The sequence below is a fragment of the Aliivibrio sp. 1S128 genome, assembly GCF_001691065.1.
In the GTDB taxonomy this organism is placed as follows: domain Bacteria; phylum Pseudomonadota; class Gammaproteobacteria; order Enterobacterales; family Vibrionaceae; genus Aliivibrio.
Genome location: NZ_MAJV01000121.1, coordinates 1 through 16,187, shown reverse-complemented (window position 1 = coordinate 16,187; position 16,187 = coordinate 1). Strand labels below are relative to the sequence as shown.

Here is a 16,187-nt window from a genome sequence, read left to right as displayed (position 1 = left end):
GGCTGAATAAATGAAAAAAATACTGTTTTTATCGTTATTTATGATGACATCTTATTCTTTTGCAGACAATTATATTGTAGGTAAACTTGCACCAGAAAAAATGGTGACCATACGCAGTGAAGTGAATGGGGTTGTTGATTCTTTCAATGTTGATAATGGAGACAATGTGTCACTAAGATCACCCTTGCTTTCTATTTCAGAAAAGGATTATTTATTAAATATTAATTTGGCTAAGTATGACTTAGATGTCAAAAAAGCAGAGTTAGAGATGCAAGAAAAGCAGCTGCAACGTTACCAATCTTTATTTAAAAAGAAAGGTATTTCTGAAGGCGATTTTGAAAATCAATTCCGCCTTACTCAGATTGGCCGAGCGCAACACAACATGAGCAAAACACAATATGAGATTGCCAAGCGTGTTTTAAATAAATCGACACCTGATGCTCCATTTGATGGGGTTGTCACGCTTCGTTCTGTTGAGGTTGGTCAATTTATTTCTATTGGTGATCCACTATACGCTATCGCAGACCTATCTAAACTCAAAGTGCGTTTTCATCTTCTTGAAAGTGATTTTGAACAGTTTCAAAAAGGGGATAGCGTCAAAGTAACGATACCGTCATTAGAAAAAAGCCTTACAGGTATCGTGACATTATTCTCACCATTAATGCAGGAAAATGATCCCGGATTTTTAGTGGAAGTCACATTAGATAATACCGGTAATCTTCATCCTGGAATGGAAGCATATGTGTACTTCAATCAGAGTGAGGACGGTTTATGAACCTGATGCTTTCTTTTCTTTTTACTCGTAAATTTGCCGCTAAGCTACTGACACTGATGATTATTTGTATCGGTGCATGGACGGCATACAATTTACCACTAGCAGAAAAGCCACGTTTTGATATGAGGCAAGGCGACATTGTGACTCATTATCCTGGAGCAACGGCATTAGATGTAGAAAGTAATGTCACCAGTAAATTAGAAAAAGAACTCCTATCTATCTCTGGCATAAAACAATTTACATCAACATCAGAAAATGGTGTGTCAAACATTAGCTTTGAATTAAATAGTGATGTTTCTGTACCGAGTGTCACGTACCAAGATATTCGAGATGCGATTACTCGTGTTTCAGATTTACCCGCAGGGGTAACTGAAGCCCCAACCTTGTCGATTAAAAAATCCTACAGTCTTGATTTTATGGTCGTTGGTATTTCAGGTGATGTGCCTTATGCCACGCTTAGGGATAAAGCTAAAAATTTAGAATTAGCGTTGAGACGATTGGATGGGATAGGGGAAGTTCACCCTATTGATTTACGTAATCCTGAATTTATCATTCAGCTTGAGCCGATTTCACTAAAACGATATGGCTTAACGATTGATGAGGTAGCCTCGATTATCGCGGAACGAAATGCGCTGATCAGCGGGGGGCGTTTAGAAGAGCTAAAAGATAACCCAGAATTAATTACCACAGCAGAGCTAAATAATATTAAAGATTTACAGGAAATGTTTATCTCTTTTAACCCTAGCTTACAGTTAAAGAATGTAGCGGGTGATATCGTTAATGGATTTGAAAAAGGGTCGTCTTATGGCTCAATTAATGGCAAACAAAGCATCCTTTTTGATTTACGTACTAGTGAAAGTGCGGATGTTATCAAAACCTCTCAAGCCGTTAAAGCCTTACTTGAACAAGAAGAAAAGCGAGTTGGAGATCAGTATACGCTAGCCATTGGTTCGGATCTGTCTGCGGATATAAAAGAAAAAGCGAATATAGTTCAAAATAATGGCTTAATTGGGTTGGCGTTAGTATTAGCGACATTAGCTTTATTCTTAAACAAACGCATTGCCTTTTGGGTTGCCGTTTCTATTCCTGTTTGTATTTTTGGAACGTTGGCAGCGTTGCCACTATTTGGTCAAATTTTAGATGTGTTCACATTGTCGGCATTGATTTTGATTATCGGTATTATTGTCGATGATGCGGTGGTTGTGAGTGACAAGATAGTCTCGTTAGTCGAAGAAGGGCATGACGTTGATAGTGCCGTAATTGAAGGCGTTAAGCGTGTTTTTCCTGCAGTATTGGCAAGTATCGTATCGACCATGGTCGCTTTTATTCCATTGTTATTTTTCCCAGGAAATACAGGAAAAATGATGTTTGTGATCCCACTTACGGTGATCATCGCATTGTGCTTCTCTTTTATTGATGCGCTGTTTTTTATTCCAGCTCACTTAAAAGGAGTATTAAAGAAAGGGCACTCTTTAACTAAAAAGAAGAGTAGCCAATTTGTTGCGGTTAATAAATTAATCGGAGGAATGATTTCGCGTTATAAGATGGTCTTACCTTGTTCGATAATCATTGCGGTTGCTATCAGTGTGTTGTCATTTAAAAACATCAGTTATTTATTTTTCCCAACGGATGGTGCTTATTTAATTGAAGTTAGCGCAGAAGCCAATTCAGAATTATCGCTAGATGAAGTGTGGGAACAAACCCAACAAGTGGAAGCCATGTTTGAAGCCACACCAGAGGTAGCGTATTGGTTTGGTGAAGTCGGCTCTCCAAGCAGTATATGGGCAATATCATTGACTCCACCGAATGACAGAACACGATCTGCAGAAGATATTGTAGAAGAATGGGAAGGTAACCTCTCTAATATCAAAGGATTAAATCAGGTTGAGTTTGATATTGATGGTGGTGGACCTCCTGTTGGGCGTCCAGTTGACTTACGAATTGTAGGCGGAACAGACGAAGGGCGTGAGCGATTAGCAGATGAATTAGTGATCTACCTGGCCTCTTTAGAGGGGACGAATCGAGTGAAGCGAGACGTGAATGATTTAGCGCCTCAGATTAATGTCGCGCTTCAACATCGTTGGTTACAGTATTATGGGATTAGTGCAACTCAAGTGGGTGAAACCATAAAATATGCGATTGAAGGTCAGCGTGTTACCCGTATTTTTAACGGAAGAGAAGAAGTGTATTTTCGAGTGACCCTAGAAGATAATGATAAATTATTAAAAGATCTTGAAAATATCACACTACGTGCAAAAAATGGCCGTTTGGTGCCATTGAAAGAATTAGTACGTTGGGAGCACAGCGAAATGGCGGCTAAGTTAGCGCACTTCAACGGCGAGCGAGTTATTCGAGTCTCTGCTGGAATTGATTCTGTGATTACCGATCCTATTGCGGTGTTTGAACAAGTACAAAGTGAGTTTACCGGTAAGGATTATCAGGGCGCAAAAATTGTACCTATGGGACAAATATTAGAGACACAACAAGCGCAGACGAGTTTTGCAATCGCAATCGCTATTGCCTTGATTGGTATTGCCGTTATTTTATTGTTGTTGTTTGATAATATTGTGGAATCGTTGATTGTACTGTCTGTTATTCCTTTTGGTATTGGTGGTGCATTATTTATTTTGTTTATTCATAATCAAGTGCTTAGTTTCTTTTCTATTATCGGAATGATCGCCTTAATTGGTATTATGGTAAACAATAGCGTAGTTTTGATTTGGCATTTTAAAGAAACGAAGCAAGAGATTGAAACATTAGGATTAGTTGATTTTGTTATTAAAGGCACATTAAGTCGTGTTAGGGCAATTAGCTTAACAACGATTACAACTGTTGCAGGTCTTATTCCACTGGCTTATGGGCTGGGGGGGTATGATAATTACATGTCACCAATGGCGCTTGTGGTTGGTTGGGGTTGTGTTATCTCCCTTATTGTGACTTTAACCATTGTGCCGTCAATTTACCTTGTGACAATGAAAATAATGCATCGTCGATATTAATAAATGTGGTTTGATATTCTTTATTTCATAGTAAATTAACCCCATAAAAAAGCCCCCAGCGTCGAAAACTGGGGGCTTTTTATTTTAGTTAATGTAACTTAACTGATTTTTATCTAGAGCCATTCACCACGTATTATTGTGGGTTAAGACCTAGTTGTTCTAGTACTAGTTTAAAGTTAGCACGACGTTCTTTAATGTTATGAACTTCACCAGTAGAACAAACTAAATCAGGGCAACCACGGTTTACAATACCAGATACATCATCAATAAATGACGTGCCTTTCATACCGTTATCAACATACTGCTTAAGTTCGTTGTGGTAGTTCCAGTTACCGTATTGACCAGACTCATCAGGGTAAGCTTGAACTGAAGTAACCCAGTAGAACAGACCTGCAATCCACTTGATTTCTTTATTCTCTTCAGAGCTACAAATTAGGCCTGGATTCGAACAGAAATCTAAGTCAGCGTATAGTGGATTTTCTGGTGGAGCTTGAACAACGATACCATCAATTGTTTTACCAATTGTCTCAGGGTCAACGTGTGAACGACCTAAGTAATGGTTAAGCGTACCGAAGTTTTGACGGCCAGTCGTTTGAATTACACCACGACCCCACCAACCACAACCTTCCACGTCTGCTTGGCTGCTGCCATCCCAGATGAATTTACCTGCTTTTTGGTCAACGTAAGTTTTACACTCGTCACGTTCCCATACTTGCTTAGAGCCATCTACAGATGTAGGTACATCATTACAGTGACCGCTGTTTGTCCAACGACCAACGCTACCGTTAACAAGTAAACCACGTTCTTCTAGTACTGCATTTGGTGCTGCGAATACAGGAGCAGGAGCGCCATACCATTTAGCATGAGTTAGTGCACTTACTTCCATTTTGTTATCACGAGGACAAGAGTAAGCGTGATCTAAACCAGACTCAGGGTTAACACCGTAATCTGCATATTTTTGACCAAGTTGACCACAGCTTGCAGACATTGGGTAATCTGTCGCTGCGCCGTATTTAATCTCAGCCCAGTTGTTCTCATCACATGCATTGTAGCGAATCGTTTCTTGCATACTTTGTGCTAAGAACGCAGCAATCGCAACTTTTGCATATTTGATGTTTGTTGCATCATCCACATTTTCATCAAGTAACCAGAACTTATTGCCGGCAACACCAACGTTATGCATTGCATTCAAGCCTTTCATGAAGTCAGTCCACTTATAAACAGTAGACGGAACCCATTGTGATTGAGGCGTTTCGTACAAAAATGCAGTGTTGTTCATTGTATCTTCAGCATTCATTAATTCGTTGTTTAACGCATCAATGATAGTTAACTTGCCATTTTCTGTTGATTCACCAACATAGTACAGTGGCATTTTAGCGTCTTGGTAATGCTCAATTTCACTTGTTAATGCAGCGGTGTTTTTGTCAAACAGAATAGCAAATACGTTGCTGAATGCCGCTTTACGAATTTGCGGTTTGTTTGCTTTATCACCCATAAAGTAAGCAGAAGCTTGCTCTGTTGGGATATTGCTCAGCATTGCAGGTGTTTTAACAAAATCAGTTACTTGCTTAACGTACTCTAGCGCGTTGTGCCATTGCTCACTAGATAACGCTTCTGTTGAGTTTGATTTAGTGAAAGCAACGAAATCAGCTTTAGTTGCTGCTTCTGCTTTGTAAAGCTCTAATTTATCAAGCAAATCAGCAGTGTAGTTAGAAGCTTTATCCCAAACAGATTGTCTGCCAGAGTGAGTATCAAAAGCAAAATCACCAATGCTTAGAGACCAACCGTAGTTTGCTTCTGGTGCTAGCGTAGAAATGATTAGGTGATGAGCTTGAGCCCAACCTTTCAAGTCATTGCTAAGTGCGTTGATATCATCAATGTCAATCTTGTTGCCAGTGATATCCATTGCTTGAATTAGTGCTTCTTTAACCGCAATGCTGCTTGAAGATAATGCGTTATCTTGTGTCGCTGCATCAAGAACATCACTGTTGATGATGATTGATGCAGAACCTGCTTGTGCAGCTGCTTCAATGATTGATACAAACGTGCTTGTTAGCTTATCTAAATTAGCTAAATCAGCGCTGTTGCTCGCATTAATTGTCAACATTTTTGGTGCTGCTGACGATGGGCTTGCAACAACTAGTGTGTTTGGCCAGCCAGCAACTTCTAGACGAACTGGGTCCATCGGGTTTGGTAGAGAAAGAAGTGGCGCAGTGCCTGGTTCTGTACCATCACAATTTAGGTGAAGAGCCCATGAGCTATCACTGCCTGGAAGCGTTTGAGTCCAGTAAATTGCAGAGTAAGCGATGTTGTTATGAACCATAATGTCGCCGCCAGTAGCGTGATCGCCATTTGTCCAGTCAGGGTAAACATTAAAGTCTTTACATAAATCGCCAGGTGGCGTTACAGGTGGTTCAATTGGCGGGTCAATTGTTTCTTCTTCAACGGTGATTTTCACACTTGTTGTAGATGAAAGGTCTTGAGCATCAGTAGCGATAGCGTTAAAAGTAACGTTACCTGCTTGAGTTGATTGCCACTCACATGTAAATGCTTCTGTGTTAGTTGCATCAAACGAACAGATTTGCCTATTGTTTGCTTTAACCACTAGTGCTGTTAAATCGTTATCAGCATCTGTCGCGTTCACAGAAATAGAAACAGTATCATTCACTTTAATTGTTGAGCCATTTGTTGGCGTCACAAAAGTGACCACTGGTGCTACAAAGTCTTCGTTAGCATCAGCTTCTACAGTAACAGAGACTGATTTTTGTTCGATTTTTTGGTTATTTTTATCGAAAACGAATACGTTAACTGTTGCACTACCTTCTTCACTTGGTGTCCAAGATTGGGAGTACTGTGTATTGTTTTGGTTAACTGTTTTTTCAGCAAGTTTCGCGTTATTAGCCCAAAACTCAACTTTAGCAGCTAGGTTACCATCAACGTGAGCGTTGATCGTGATCGTTTCATTTGCTTGTAGCACTTGGCCAGTAACAGGAGAAAGGATCGATAATTCAGTTACTTCTGGTTCTGGCTCAGGATCAGGATTTACTGGTTCGTCAGAACATTCAGTTAGTGCCCAGAACCAAGAACTCGCACTTGGCGTTTCCCATACACCCGGATTATTTTGCGCAATAAAACACTGGTTGTCATAAGAAACAACGTCGCCATTTGAAACCTGAGTTTTACCAGGAATAAAAGGAATAACGTCGCCCAAATCAGGATCTGGGGTTGGTTCAGGGTCTGGTGTCGGATCTGGGTCCGGCGTTGGCTCTGGATTAGGCTCACCAGAACATACTGCTGTATCCCAGAACCATGAGTCTGCTGTTGGAGATTCCCACACGCCTGGATTATTTTTTGCAATAAAACAGTCGCCATTAAAAGAAACAATATCGCCATTTTGAACTTTTGTTTCACCAGGAACAAAGGTAGTCATGTTAGACGTCGCGCTTACATCAGCGGCATATAGATACCCACTGAACATAACGCTAGTAATAGCGGCTGTTATTTTATTTATTTTTATCACTGCTTTTTCTTCTTTGTATTTATCTTATCGAGATAAATTTATTAGTTATTAAAGGTGCATAATGGATGAATAATTCATCATAAATATCCAAACCAAATTACACAAAACGCACATATCAATATTTGTTTAATATTCAAATCTGAATTTTCGAGCATTCTAACGACAAGAAAAATCATGGATATTAATATTTATCATTTATGTGATCTTGCTTCTGATTTTAATCTTGGCTTTACACTCTCAATATGTTATACGGTCAATTTTTTGGCTGTTTTACTGGTTTTGGCGCTCTTTATTAACAAATTAACCCGATGAATTTGTTTTATATCAAGAGTGTTGATGTTTCTATTTTGAGACTCGAGAGTGGTTAGTGTCTTTTTTCTGAAGTATCATAGCGAAAAGTGAAATGTATATTGAAGCTCTTATGATTAAGAGGTATTTATTTTCTATATTTATAGTTAATTTAAAAAACTTAAATTTTTCAAATAGTTAAACTTAGGTCACTTAATTGTTGTTTTTTTCAATCTATACTGATGAAAATCATAACAAAATAAGAGGTCGCCTTATGTCTACTTTACCTCTCACACATAAGCAAGTTTATCGTTCCGCTAACCTTGATGAGAACATCTGCAAATCAACCAAAAACATTACACCCATCGATGAAATCGTAGGACAAGATAGAGCACAGCAAGCGGTTGAGTTTGCGATGTCTATTCCTGACCGTGGTTATAATATTTATGCCGTAGGTCAAAATGGTCTAGGTAAGAGAACGATGGTGTTACGTTATTTAAAGCGGCATAAGCCAGTTGGAAATGGTTTATGTGATTGGTGCTACGTGACTAATTTTGATGACACGCGAACGCCAAAAGTATTAATGTTGCCTGTTGGTAGCGGCTTAAGCTTCAAAAAAGAAATTGAAAAAATAACCTTAAAACTGGCAAAGGCTATTCCTCTTGCGTTTGATAATGAACTTTATTATTCACGAACAGGCACATTAAAGAATCAATTAGTAGATAAGCAAGAATCTTTACTTGGCACATTAACTAAAGAAGCCAAAACTAAAGGTATTAGCTTAGCGGTAACTACCCAAGGTGATTATCAGTTTATCGCAATGAACGGTGAAGAACTGCATACAGAAGACAGCTTTGATGCATTGGATAGACAAGAACAACGTCAGCTTGAATCTATTATTGACGAATTAGAGATAAAGTTGCGTAGCTTAGTTAGACAGTTAACCGAGTGGGAAGATAAATACTCTGACAAAATTGAAAAACTGAATGAAGAAGTCGTATCTCAAGTATTAACGGTTAACTTTGAAGCGATCAAAACTAAGTATCAAGAATCAAAAGTAGTAACTCAACATTTAAAAGAAATGGAAAAGGACATCTTAGAAAATTTTGATGTCTTCATTCAAGAGGGGAATGAGGATGCAGAACTTGCTTATGCTTCTTTAGAGAAAAAATTGCCACGTCGTTATCAAATTAATCTTATTGTTAGCCAAAAAGATGAGCATTTTCCGTTAATCGTAGAGGAAAGCCCAAGCTATCATAACTTATTTGGTTATATAGAAAATGCGACGTTTAAAGGTACTGTATTTACTGATTTTTCTTTAATTCGACCAGGAAGCTTACATAAAGCTAATGGTGGTGTCTTATTAATGGATGCTGTAAAGGTATTAGAGCGCCCATATGTTTGGGATGGTTTAAAGCGAGCGTTACGATCTCAAAATCTAAATTTAAGTTCATTAGAAAAAGAAGTAACGCTTTCTGGTACGGTTTCTCTAGAGCCAGAACCTATTCCATTGAATGTTAAAATTATCTTGTTTGGTGATTATCAAACGTACCAATTATTACAACATTATGATTCAGAGTTTGGTGAGTTATTTAAAGTAACGGCTGATTTTGAAGACGATATGCTACGAACAGACGCCTCAGAGTTTCATTATGCTCAATTTATCTCCAGCATTGTCCAAGACGGTAATATGTTGCAGTGTGATAAAAGAGCGATTGAACGAATTATAGAATATAGCTCTCGTCAGACCGGTGATCAAAATCGATTGTCACTGCATTCGGCTGATATTTCTAATTTATTGAAAGAAACAAATTATATTGCCAGAGCAGCGAACTCTAACATGATACGTTTAAAACACGTAGAACAAGCATTAGCGAATAAAGAGCATCGAGTGAATCGAGTGCAAGATGGCGTAATGCAAAGCTTTGTTAACGGTACAACTTTACTGGAAACCGAAGGGGGAGTTGTTGGGCAAGTAAATGCATTATCGGTATTATCAACATCCAATCACCAATTTGGTATGCCAAATAGAATTACGGCAACGACGTCTTTCGGGAAAGGTGAAGTGTTTGATATTGAAAGAAAAGTTGAGCTAGGTGGTAGTATCCACTCAAAAGGTGTATTTATTCTTAGTGCTTATTTAGCATCGCTATTTGGAAACGAGAAGACGATACCGTTAAAAACGTGTTTAGCTTTTGAACAATCCTACGGCGGGGTCGATGGAGACAGTGCTTCTATGGCTGAGTTCTGTTCTATTATCTCTGCGTTTTCAAATATGCCGATCAGACAAGATCTTGCGATTACTGGTTCAATGAATCAATTTGGTGAAGCTCAACCTATTGGTGGGGTAAATGAGAAAATAGAAGGTTTCTATCAAGTATGTAAAATTAAAGGATTGAAACCGACACAAGGTGTCATTATTCCTCAATCTAATGTTCAAAATTTAATGCTAAATAGGGAAATAGTTCAAGCAATAGAAAAAGGGTCATTTACTATTTGGCCAGTGAAGCATGTGAGTGAGGCGATTGAGTTATTTACAGGGCTTTCGGTTGAACTTGAAACCGGTGATGGTATCTATAATATAATACGTTCAAAATTAAACGCTTAATTCATTTTTTATAAAAGGCATAGGATCAATTCTATGCCTTTTTTTATATTGTTATGAAGATAATTGAATTAATATAACAAACGGTGATATAATCACCAATAGATAACAATAAAATAAAAGGCTCTTTCTCCAAGAGTTTTCTTTCTTTGTAGCTTGTTTCACTTACTCTATGTACCCAGAGGTTTTATATGTACCACCCTTTATCGCCACGACTCGATTTTAGTACATTTCAAATTGTACGTGGAAAGAAAACGTATATTGAAGAAAACCTATTATTACGCGTAAAACTGGTTGATATATCAGGCACTGAATATTGGATCCCTATTGGTATTAACTGGAACGATGGTCAATCAACGAAGCGTCGTAGAATGGAGTTTGCACAAGTACGCTTTGCTCGTAAAGGTCAACCTTATTACAGTAAAGCTTATTACGCTGATTTTGAAAATGAAGAAAGTGATGTTGATGCCCGTTCCGAAGCGATAATTGAAGCGGCGTGGTCTATTGCTGAACTTGTTGAGCAAGATGAATATGAAACTGCAGATGCCGCAAGAAAAACCAAAACGTTTACGGCTAAATCTGCTTATAAAGGCCTACATCCTAACATACAATTAAAGTTATCAATGATAAATGGGACGCCTTACGTTAATAGCCATTTTGAACGACATGAAAGTAAATCTTGCTACCGTTCTCATAATTTTTCTCGTAGTTTATATAATATAGATTTTAATGATCTGGGCCGTTTTCTAGCAGAATTAAATGCAATCGGCGAGGTATTGGATACTTATTTAAAAACCAAAGACGCAGATATAAAAGAATTTAAGCCAAGTAAAACGTTAACGACAACGGCATTATCTAAATTTGAGATGCGTGAAATTTGTGACCAGCTGGTTCAAAAAGCGATGGATGGTTGTCAGGCCGAATTTGAAAAAACATGGTTTGAATTTAAACGTAAACCAAAACAAATTCTAATGATTGAAGCAGAAGATAAGTCTCATTTTATTGTTAGAAAAGAGTTTGTTAAAACAGGTTCAACAATTAATTTAAGTAAATTTGAAGCCTGTACGCATCCAACGCATGTAGTAAGAAAAGTGGCGTTAATGAAGGCAAATTATAATTGGGCGAATTATAAAACAGAGCGTAAAGCCGAATCAGCTAAAGGAAAATACTTTATGGCTGCCCATCCATCATCTAATGTTGTGGGCGTAGTGGCCAAAGTGATGGAAGATGAGGTTATCTTTAAAGGCATTATTGGCCAAACGCCTCGAAGTAGTTATAAGTTCAAAACGTTCTCAACGAAAAAAATGAGTGAAAAGATGGCCTTTATTGAAGCTAAAAAAGCATTTTTAGAGGCGATGGAAGAAAATGAATGGTCCGATTATAAGTTAAGTAAAGAGTTTTCAATTTACCAATCTAAATAATATAGACTTAATATTTATTTTTTACTCCTTATTGCTTTAATTAGGTCATAAGGAGTATAGATAAATTCAATCTAATTGTTTGTTGTAAAAATACTGAGATCTAATTTTATTGGTTGCCCTAACCATATCGCTGATGTTGTATGATCAATATATTCATCATCAGTGAGTGGATGTATAAGTATTGAAAGATCTTCTCTATTCATTTTAAGCCATGATATAACTGCATCATAATCACTATGCTTAAAAGAAACTTGACGACTCCAGATTGGATGCGGACCTACGGGTTTTTTATTTATATTGCCTAACTCATATCCAAACTTTTCATATAATTCTTCTGTTAAATTAACCGCTAAATCAATACTGTTCTCATCGAAATAAATATGAACGTGATAACCATGAATTTCTAACTGGGACATATAATACTCTAAAAATGGTACAAAAAAGGCCAAACCGAAGTTTAGCCTTTATTTAATTCATTGTGAAATGAGAATTATTATTCCCAATCGAGAATAACTTTACCTGACATACCTGAGCGCATCATATCGAAGCCTGCTTGGAAGTCATCAATTTTGTAGTGGTGAGTAATGATTGGCGTTAGGTCTAAGCCTGATTGGATCAAGCTTGCCATTTTATACCAAGTTTCAAACATCTCACGACCGTAGATACCTTTAATAACTAAGCCTTTGAAGATCACTTGAGTCCAGTCTACAGTCATGTCTGATGGTGGAATACCTAATAGAGATATTTTACCGCCATGATTCATGTTAGTTAGCATACTGTTGAATGCCGATGGCACTCCTGACATTTCTAAACCAACATCAAAGCCTTCAGTCATACCAAGATCGGCCATTACGTCTTCTAGTTTCTCGTTCATTACGTTTACTGCACGTGTTACGCCCATCTTTTTAGCAAGATCTAAGCGGTATTCGTTTACATCAGTAATTACAACGTGACGAGCACCAACGTGTTTAGCAACTGCAGCTGCCATGATACCAATTGGACCAGCACCTGTGATAAGAACGTCTTCACCCACTAAGTCAAATGATAGGGCAGTGTGAACCGCATTACCAAATGGGTCAAAGATTGATGCAAGATCATCAGAGATTCCAGCGGGGATCTTAAATGCATTAAATGCAGGAATAACTAAGAACTCAGAGAATGCGCCTGTGCGGTTTACACCAACACCTGTTGTATTACGACAAAGGTGGGTACGGCCGCCACGACAGTTACGACAGTGACCACAAGTAATGTGACCTTCGCCAGAAACACGGTCGCCAATCTCAAAACCACGAACTTCTTGGCCAATACCAACCACTTCACCTACGTATTCGTGACCAACAACCATAGGAACAGGAATGGTTTTTTGTGACCACTCATCCCAATTGTAGATATGTACATCAGTACCACAAATTGCGGTTTTCTTAATACGGATAAGAATATCGTTATGACCCATTTCAGGTTTTTCAACCTCGGTCATCCAAATGCCTTCTTCAGGTTTTAGTTTTGATAGTGCTTTAATTTTCATTATTTGATGATCTCCATGTCTTTACCTACAGCGATAAAGGCATCAATTGCGCGATCTAGTTGCTCACGAGAATGAGCAGCAGACATTTGTGTACGAATACGAGCTTGACCTTTAGGCACGACTGGGAAAGAGAAAGCAACAACATAGATGCCTTTTTCTAACGCACGCTCTGCGAATTCAGCAGCTAGTTTTGCATCGCCTAGCATGATTGGGATGATAGCGTGGTCAGCACCACCCATTGTGAAACCAGCGGCTTCCATGCGAGTACGGAAATGAGCAGAGTTTTCCCATAAACTTGTACGTAAATCACCTGACTCAGCCAGTAAATCAAGAACACGAATAGAGGCAGAAACAATCGCAGGAGCAACAGAGTTCGAGAATAGGTACGGACGAGAACGTTGACGTAACCAATCAATGACTTCTTTTTTACCAGAAGTATAACCGCCTGATGCACCACCCATTGCTTTACCTAGCGTACCAGTAATGATATCGATGCGGTCAATAACGTCGTGATGCTCATGAGTACCCGCGCCGTTTTCGCCCATAAAGCCAACAGCGTGAGAGTCATCAACCATAACAAGTGCTTCGTATTTATCAGCTAAATCACAGATAGCAGGAAGATTTGCAACTACGCCGTCCATTGAGAACACACCATCTGTAACGATAAGTGTATGACGAGCACCAGCTTCTTTTGCTGCAATTAGTTGTTCTTCTAACTCAGCCATATTGTTGTTTGCGTAACGGAAACGCATTGCTTTACAAAGACGAACACCATCAATGATTGATGCGTGATTTAGGGCATCAGAGATGATGGCATCTTCGGCACCTAAAATTGTTTCGAATAAACCTGCGTTTGCATCAAAGCATGAGGTATAAAGGATAGTGTCTTCTTTACCTAAGAAAGTAGATAGTTTTTCTTCCAGTACTTTATGTGAGTCTTGAGTACCGCAGATAAAACGAACTGATGCCATACCAAAGCCATGTTCATCCATGCCATCTTTTGCTGATTGGATAAGTGCAGGATGATTAGCTAAACCTAAATAGTTGTTTGCACAGAAGTTTAGTACTTCTTGGCCTGTAGAAATAGAAACAGATGCTTTTTGAGCTGAAGTAATGATGCGTTCAGATTTGTATAATCCTTCACTTTTTACTTCTTCAATTTGATTTTGGATTTGAGTGTAGAATGCAGAAGACATTGTGTTCCCTTCTTTTAGTTATGATTATTACGTATTGAGTGTAATTAAAATCCGATAAATAGATTCTAATTCAAATCAATTACGACTATTATCCCTAAAAATGGAAAAGCATTAGTGAATCATGGTCACAAATAAACTGATTACCTTATTACCCGATCTAGCTACGTATATTGTAGTCGTTAATGAAGGCAGTTTTACTGCTGCGGCTAAAAAACTGGGCGTAACTCCGTCGGCGTTGAGTAAGCTTATTACTCGGTTGGAAAATGCACTCTCTGTTAAGTTGTTTGAGCGAACAACACGCAGTTTACTGATCACTGAATCTGGTAAAAAAATATACCAACAATCAGTCATTATGGTTGAGGCAGCGCAACAGGCGATTGATATTTCGAGTTCAGAGCATATTGTTCCGTCTGGAAGTTTAACGGTTGCGGCACCAAAAGCATTCTTAACGATAGTACTTCAACCGCTAATCACGCCATTCCTGAACAAATATCCTAAAATACAATTAAAGCTAAGAGCCTCCGATGGTGATATCGATATGATAGCTCAAGGGATTGATGTGGTTTTTCGTTTAACCGATAAACCAACGGAAGGGTTAATCATGAAAGAAATAGGGAAGGTGAATCTCAGTTTATGTGCCAGCCCTACTTATATAAAGGAGAGAGGGTTACCCATTAATCCACATGATCTTACCGATCACGACTGTCTTTATTTAGGAGAGACAACAACGGATCATATTTGGGAGTTTGTAAAAGGAGAAGAAAGCCATGTTATAGCAGTAACTGGACGTTACGCTGTTAACCATTCGCAAATGAGATTAAATGGCGTTAAGGATGGTTTTGGTATCGGGATTTTCCCTGATTTTGTTATTAAAGAGGCGTTAGATAATAACGAGGTTGTTCCTGTTCTTTCTGAATGGCAGATAAAAGGAAATTATCATGGTGTTATCGCGATGCAGTATGCACAGAATAAATACATGCCATCAAGAATAAAAGTATTTACTGAGTTTGTAAGGCAGAATTTAATGAAAGAACAGAGCTAGTTATGAATAAATTAGAATTGCGGTTATTGAGAGGTTTACCTGGTAGTGGAAAATCAACATTGGCAAAAACACTGGATTTGGTACATATAGAGGCGGATCAGTTTTTTGTGAATGATGATAATGAATATTACTTTGAAGGATCATTATTAAGTTCGGCTCATCAATGGTGCCAATCTCAATGTGAATTTAATCTTTATCATGGTAGAAGTGTGGTGGTGGCGAATACGTTCGTTAAACAGTGGGAAATGGATGCATATAGAAAAATTGCTCAACAATATAATGCAGAATTAATAATAGATATCTGCAGGGGGAAGTTTAAGAGCATACATAATGTGCCTGAAAATGTAATCAAACGAATGAAAAAGGATTGGGAAGTATAATTAAAGGACGAAGCTGATTGTTTTTATACCGACTTGATTGTTTTTTGAACGCTTAATCTTTTTATTAAATAAATGGCTTGCAACTCATAATTAAATCTCTATACTTCGCTTCCGTTGTCACAGCAAACCTTTATTAGTAAGGGGTAGCGAGATAGCAAGAAGTGAAACGTTGACGCGAACGGAGTTTTCAAAAGTTGCTTGCAACTTACTTTTAGTAATTTAAATGACACTTCAAGCAAGACAAAGCGAAAGCCTAGTTTTGAGCTCTTTAATAATTAGACCTTAGCAATCTGTGTGGACACTTATGGATTGATAGTCAAAATAGCTTAACTTATTTATAAGTGAGCAACTATCAATGAACTGAGTGACTACACAAAATTACTTTTATGTAAGAAATCAGTATTAATCATTGAGTCAAAAACTTTAATTGAAGAGT

The 16,187-nt window shown here is 38.1% G+C and carries 10 protein-coding genes; 6 read left to right on the top strand and 4 right to left on the bottom strand.

Annotation, left to right across the window (positions count from 1 at the left end; genetic code table 11):
- The first annotated feature begins 10 nt into the window (after positions 1 to 10).
- Together A6E03_RS16550 and A6E03_RS16545 are read left to right on the top strand one after the other, a co-directional pair.
- Positions 11 to 775 (top strand): efflux RND transporter periplasmic adaptor subunit, encoded by a 765-nt coding sequence (locus A6E03_RS16550; protein ID WP_065601320.1) that lies wholly within the window; start codon positions 11 to 13, stop codon positions 773 to 775.
- Positions 772 to 3,774, top strand: a complete 3,003-nt coding sequence (locus tag A6E03_RS16545; RefSeq protein ID WP_065601319.1) for an efflux RND transporter permease subunit — start codon at positions 772 to 774, stop codon at positions 3,772 to 3,774. The genes A6E03_RS16550 and A6E03_RS16545 overlap by 4 nt, the downstream gene beginning before the upstream one ends.
- A 133-nt stretch (positions 3,775 to 3,907) precedes the next feature.
- Here A6E03_RS16545 and A6E03_RS16540 read toward each other — a convergent pair whose 3' ends face one another.
- Positions 3,908 to 7,294: an Ig-like domain-containing protein gene (locus A6E03_RS16540; protein WP_065601318.1), complete on the bottom strand. Its 3,387-nt coding sequence runs from the start codon at positions 7,292 to 7,294 to the stop codon at positions 3,908 to 3,910.
- A 562-nt stretch (positions 7,295 to 7,856) separates the two neighbouring features.
- Here A6E03_RS16540 and A6E03_RS16535 point away from each other — a divergent pair.
- Together A6E03_RS16535 and A6E03_RS16530 are read left to right on the top strand one after the other, a co-directional pair.
- Positions 7,857 to 10,190 carry a Lon protease family protein gene (locus A6E03_RS16535; RefSeq protein WP_065601317.1) on the top strand — a complete coding sequence of 778 codons (2,334 nt, stop codon included), beginning with the start codon at positions 7,857 to 7,859 and terminating at the stop codon, positions 10,188 to 10,190.
- Positions 10,191 to 10,378: 188 nt separating this feature from the next.
- Complete coding sequence (locus A6E03_RS16530; protein WP_065601316.1) at positions 10,379 to 11,608, top strand: hypothetical protein; 1,230 nt, start codon at positions 10,379 to 10,381, stop codon at positions 11,606 to 11,608.
- Between the two features lie 71 nt (positions 11,609 to 11,679).
- On the opposite strand, the gene A6E03_RS16525 is transcribed toward A6E03_RS16530, so the two are convergent.
- The 3 genes from A6E03_RS16525 to A6E03_RS16515 form a co-directional block, all read right to left on the bottom strand.
- Positions 11,680 to 12,024, bottom strand: a complete 345-nt coding sequence (locus A6E03_RS16525; RefSeq protein ID WP_065601315.1) for a DOPA 4,5-dioxygenase family protein — start codon at positions 12,022 to 12,024, stop codon at positions 11,680 to 11,682.
- A 77-nt stretch (positions 12,025 to 12,101) separates the two neighbouring features.
- Positions 12,102 to 13,133 (bottom strand): L-threonine 3-dehydrogenase, encoded by a 1,032-nt coding sequence (tdh, locus tag A6E03_RS16520; protein WP_065601314.1) that lies wholly within the window; start codon positions 13,131 to 13,133, stop codon positions 12,102 to 12,104.
- On the bottom strand, positions 13,133 to 14,329 hold the full coding sequence (locus A6E03_RS16515) for a glycine C-acetyltransferase (RefSeq protein ID WP_065601313.1): 1,197 nt from the start codon (positions 14,327 to 14,329) through the stop codon (positions 13,133 to 13,135). The genes tdh and A6E03_RS16515 overlap by 1 nt, the downstream gene beginning before the upstream one ends.
- A gap of 121 nt (positions 14,330 to 14,450) precedes the next feature.
- On the opposite strand from A6E03_RS16515, the gene A6E03_RS16510 reads away from it, so the two are divergent.
- Both A6E03_RS16510 and A6E03_RS16505 read left to right on the top strand, forming a co-directional pair.
- The gene (locus A6E03_RS16510; RefSeq protein WP_065592510.1) at positions 14,451 to 15,371 is read left to right on the top strand and encodes a LysR family transcriptional regulator; all 921 of its coding nucleotides are present in this window, start codon (positions 14,451 to 14,453) and stop codon (positions 15,369 to 15,371) included.
- A gap of 2 nt (positions 15,372 to 15,373) precedes the next feature.
- Positions 15,374 to 15,751, top strand: a complete 378-nt coding sequence (locus tag A6E03_RS16505) for an ATP-binding protein (protein WP_065592509.1) — start codon at positions 15,374 to 15,376, stop codon at positions 15,749 to 15,751.
- The last annotated feature ends 436 nt before the right edge of the window (positions 15,752 to 16,187 follow it).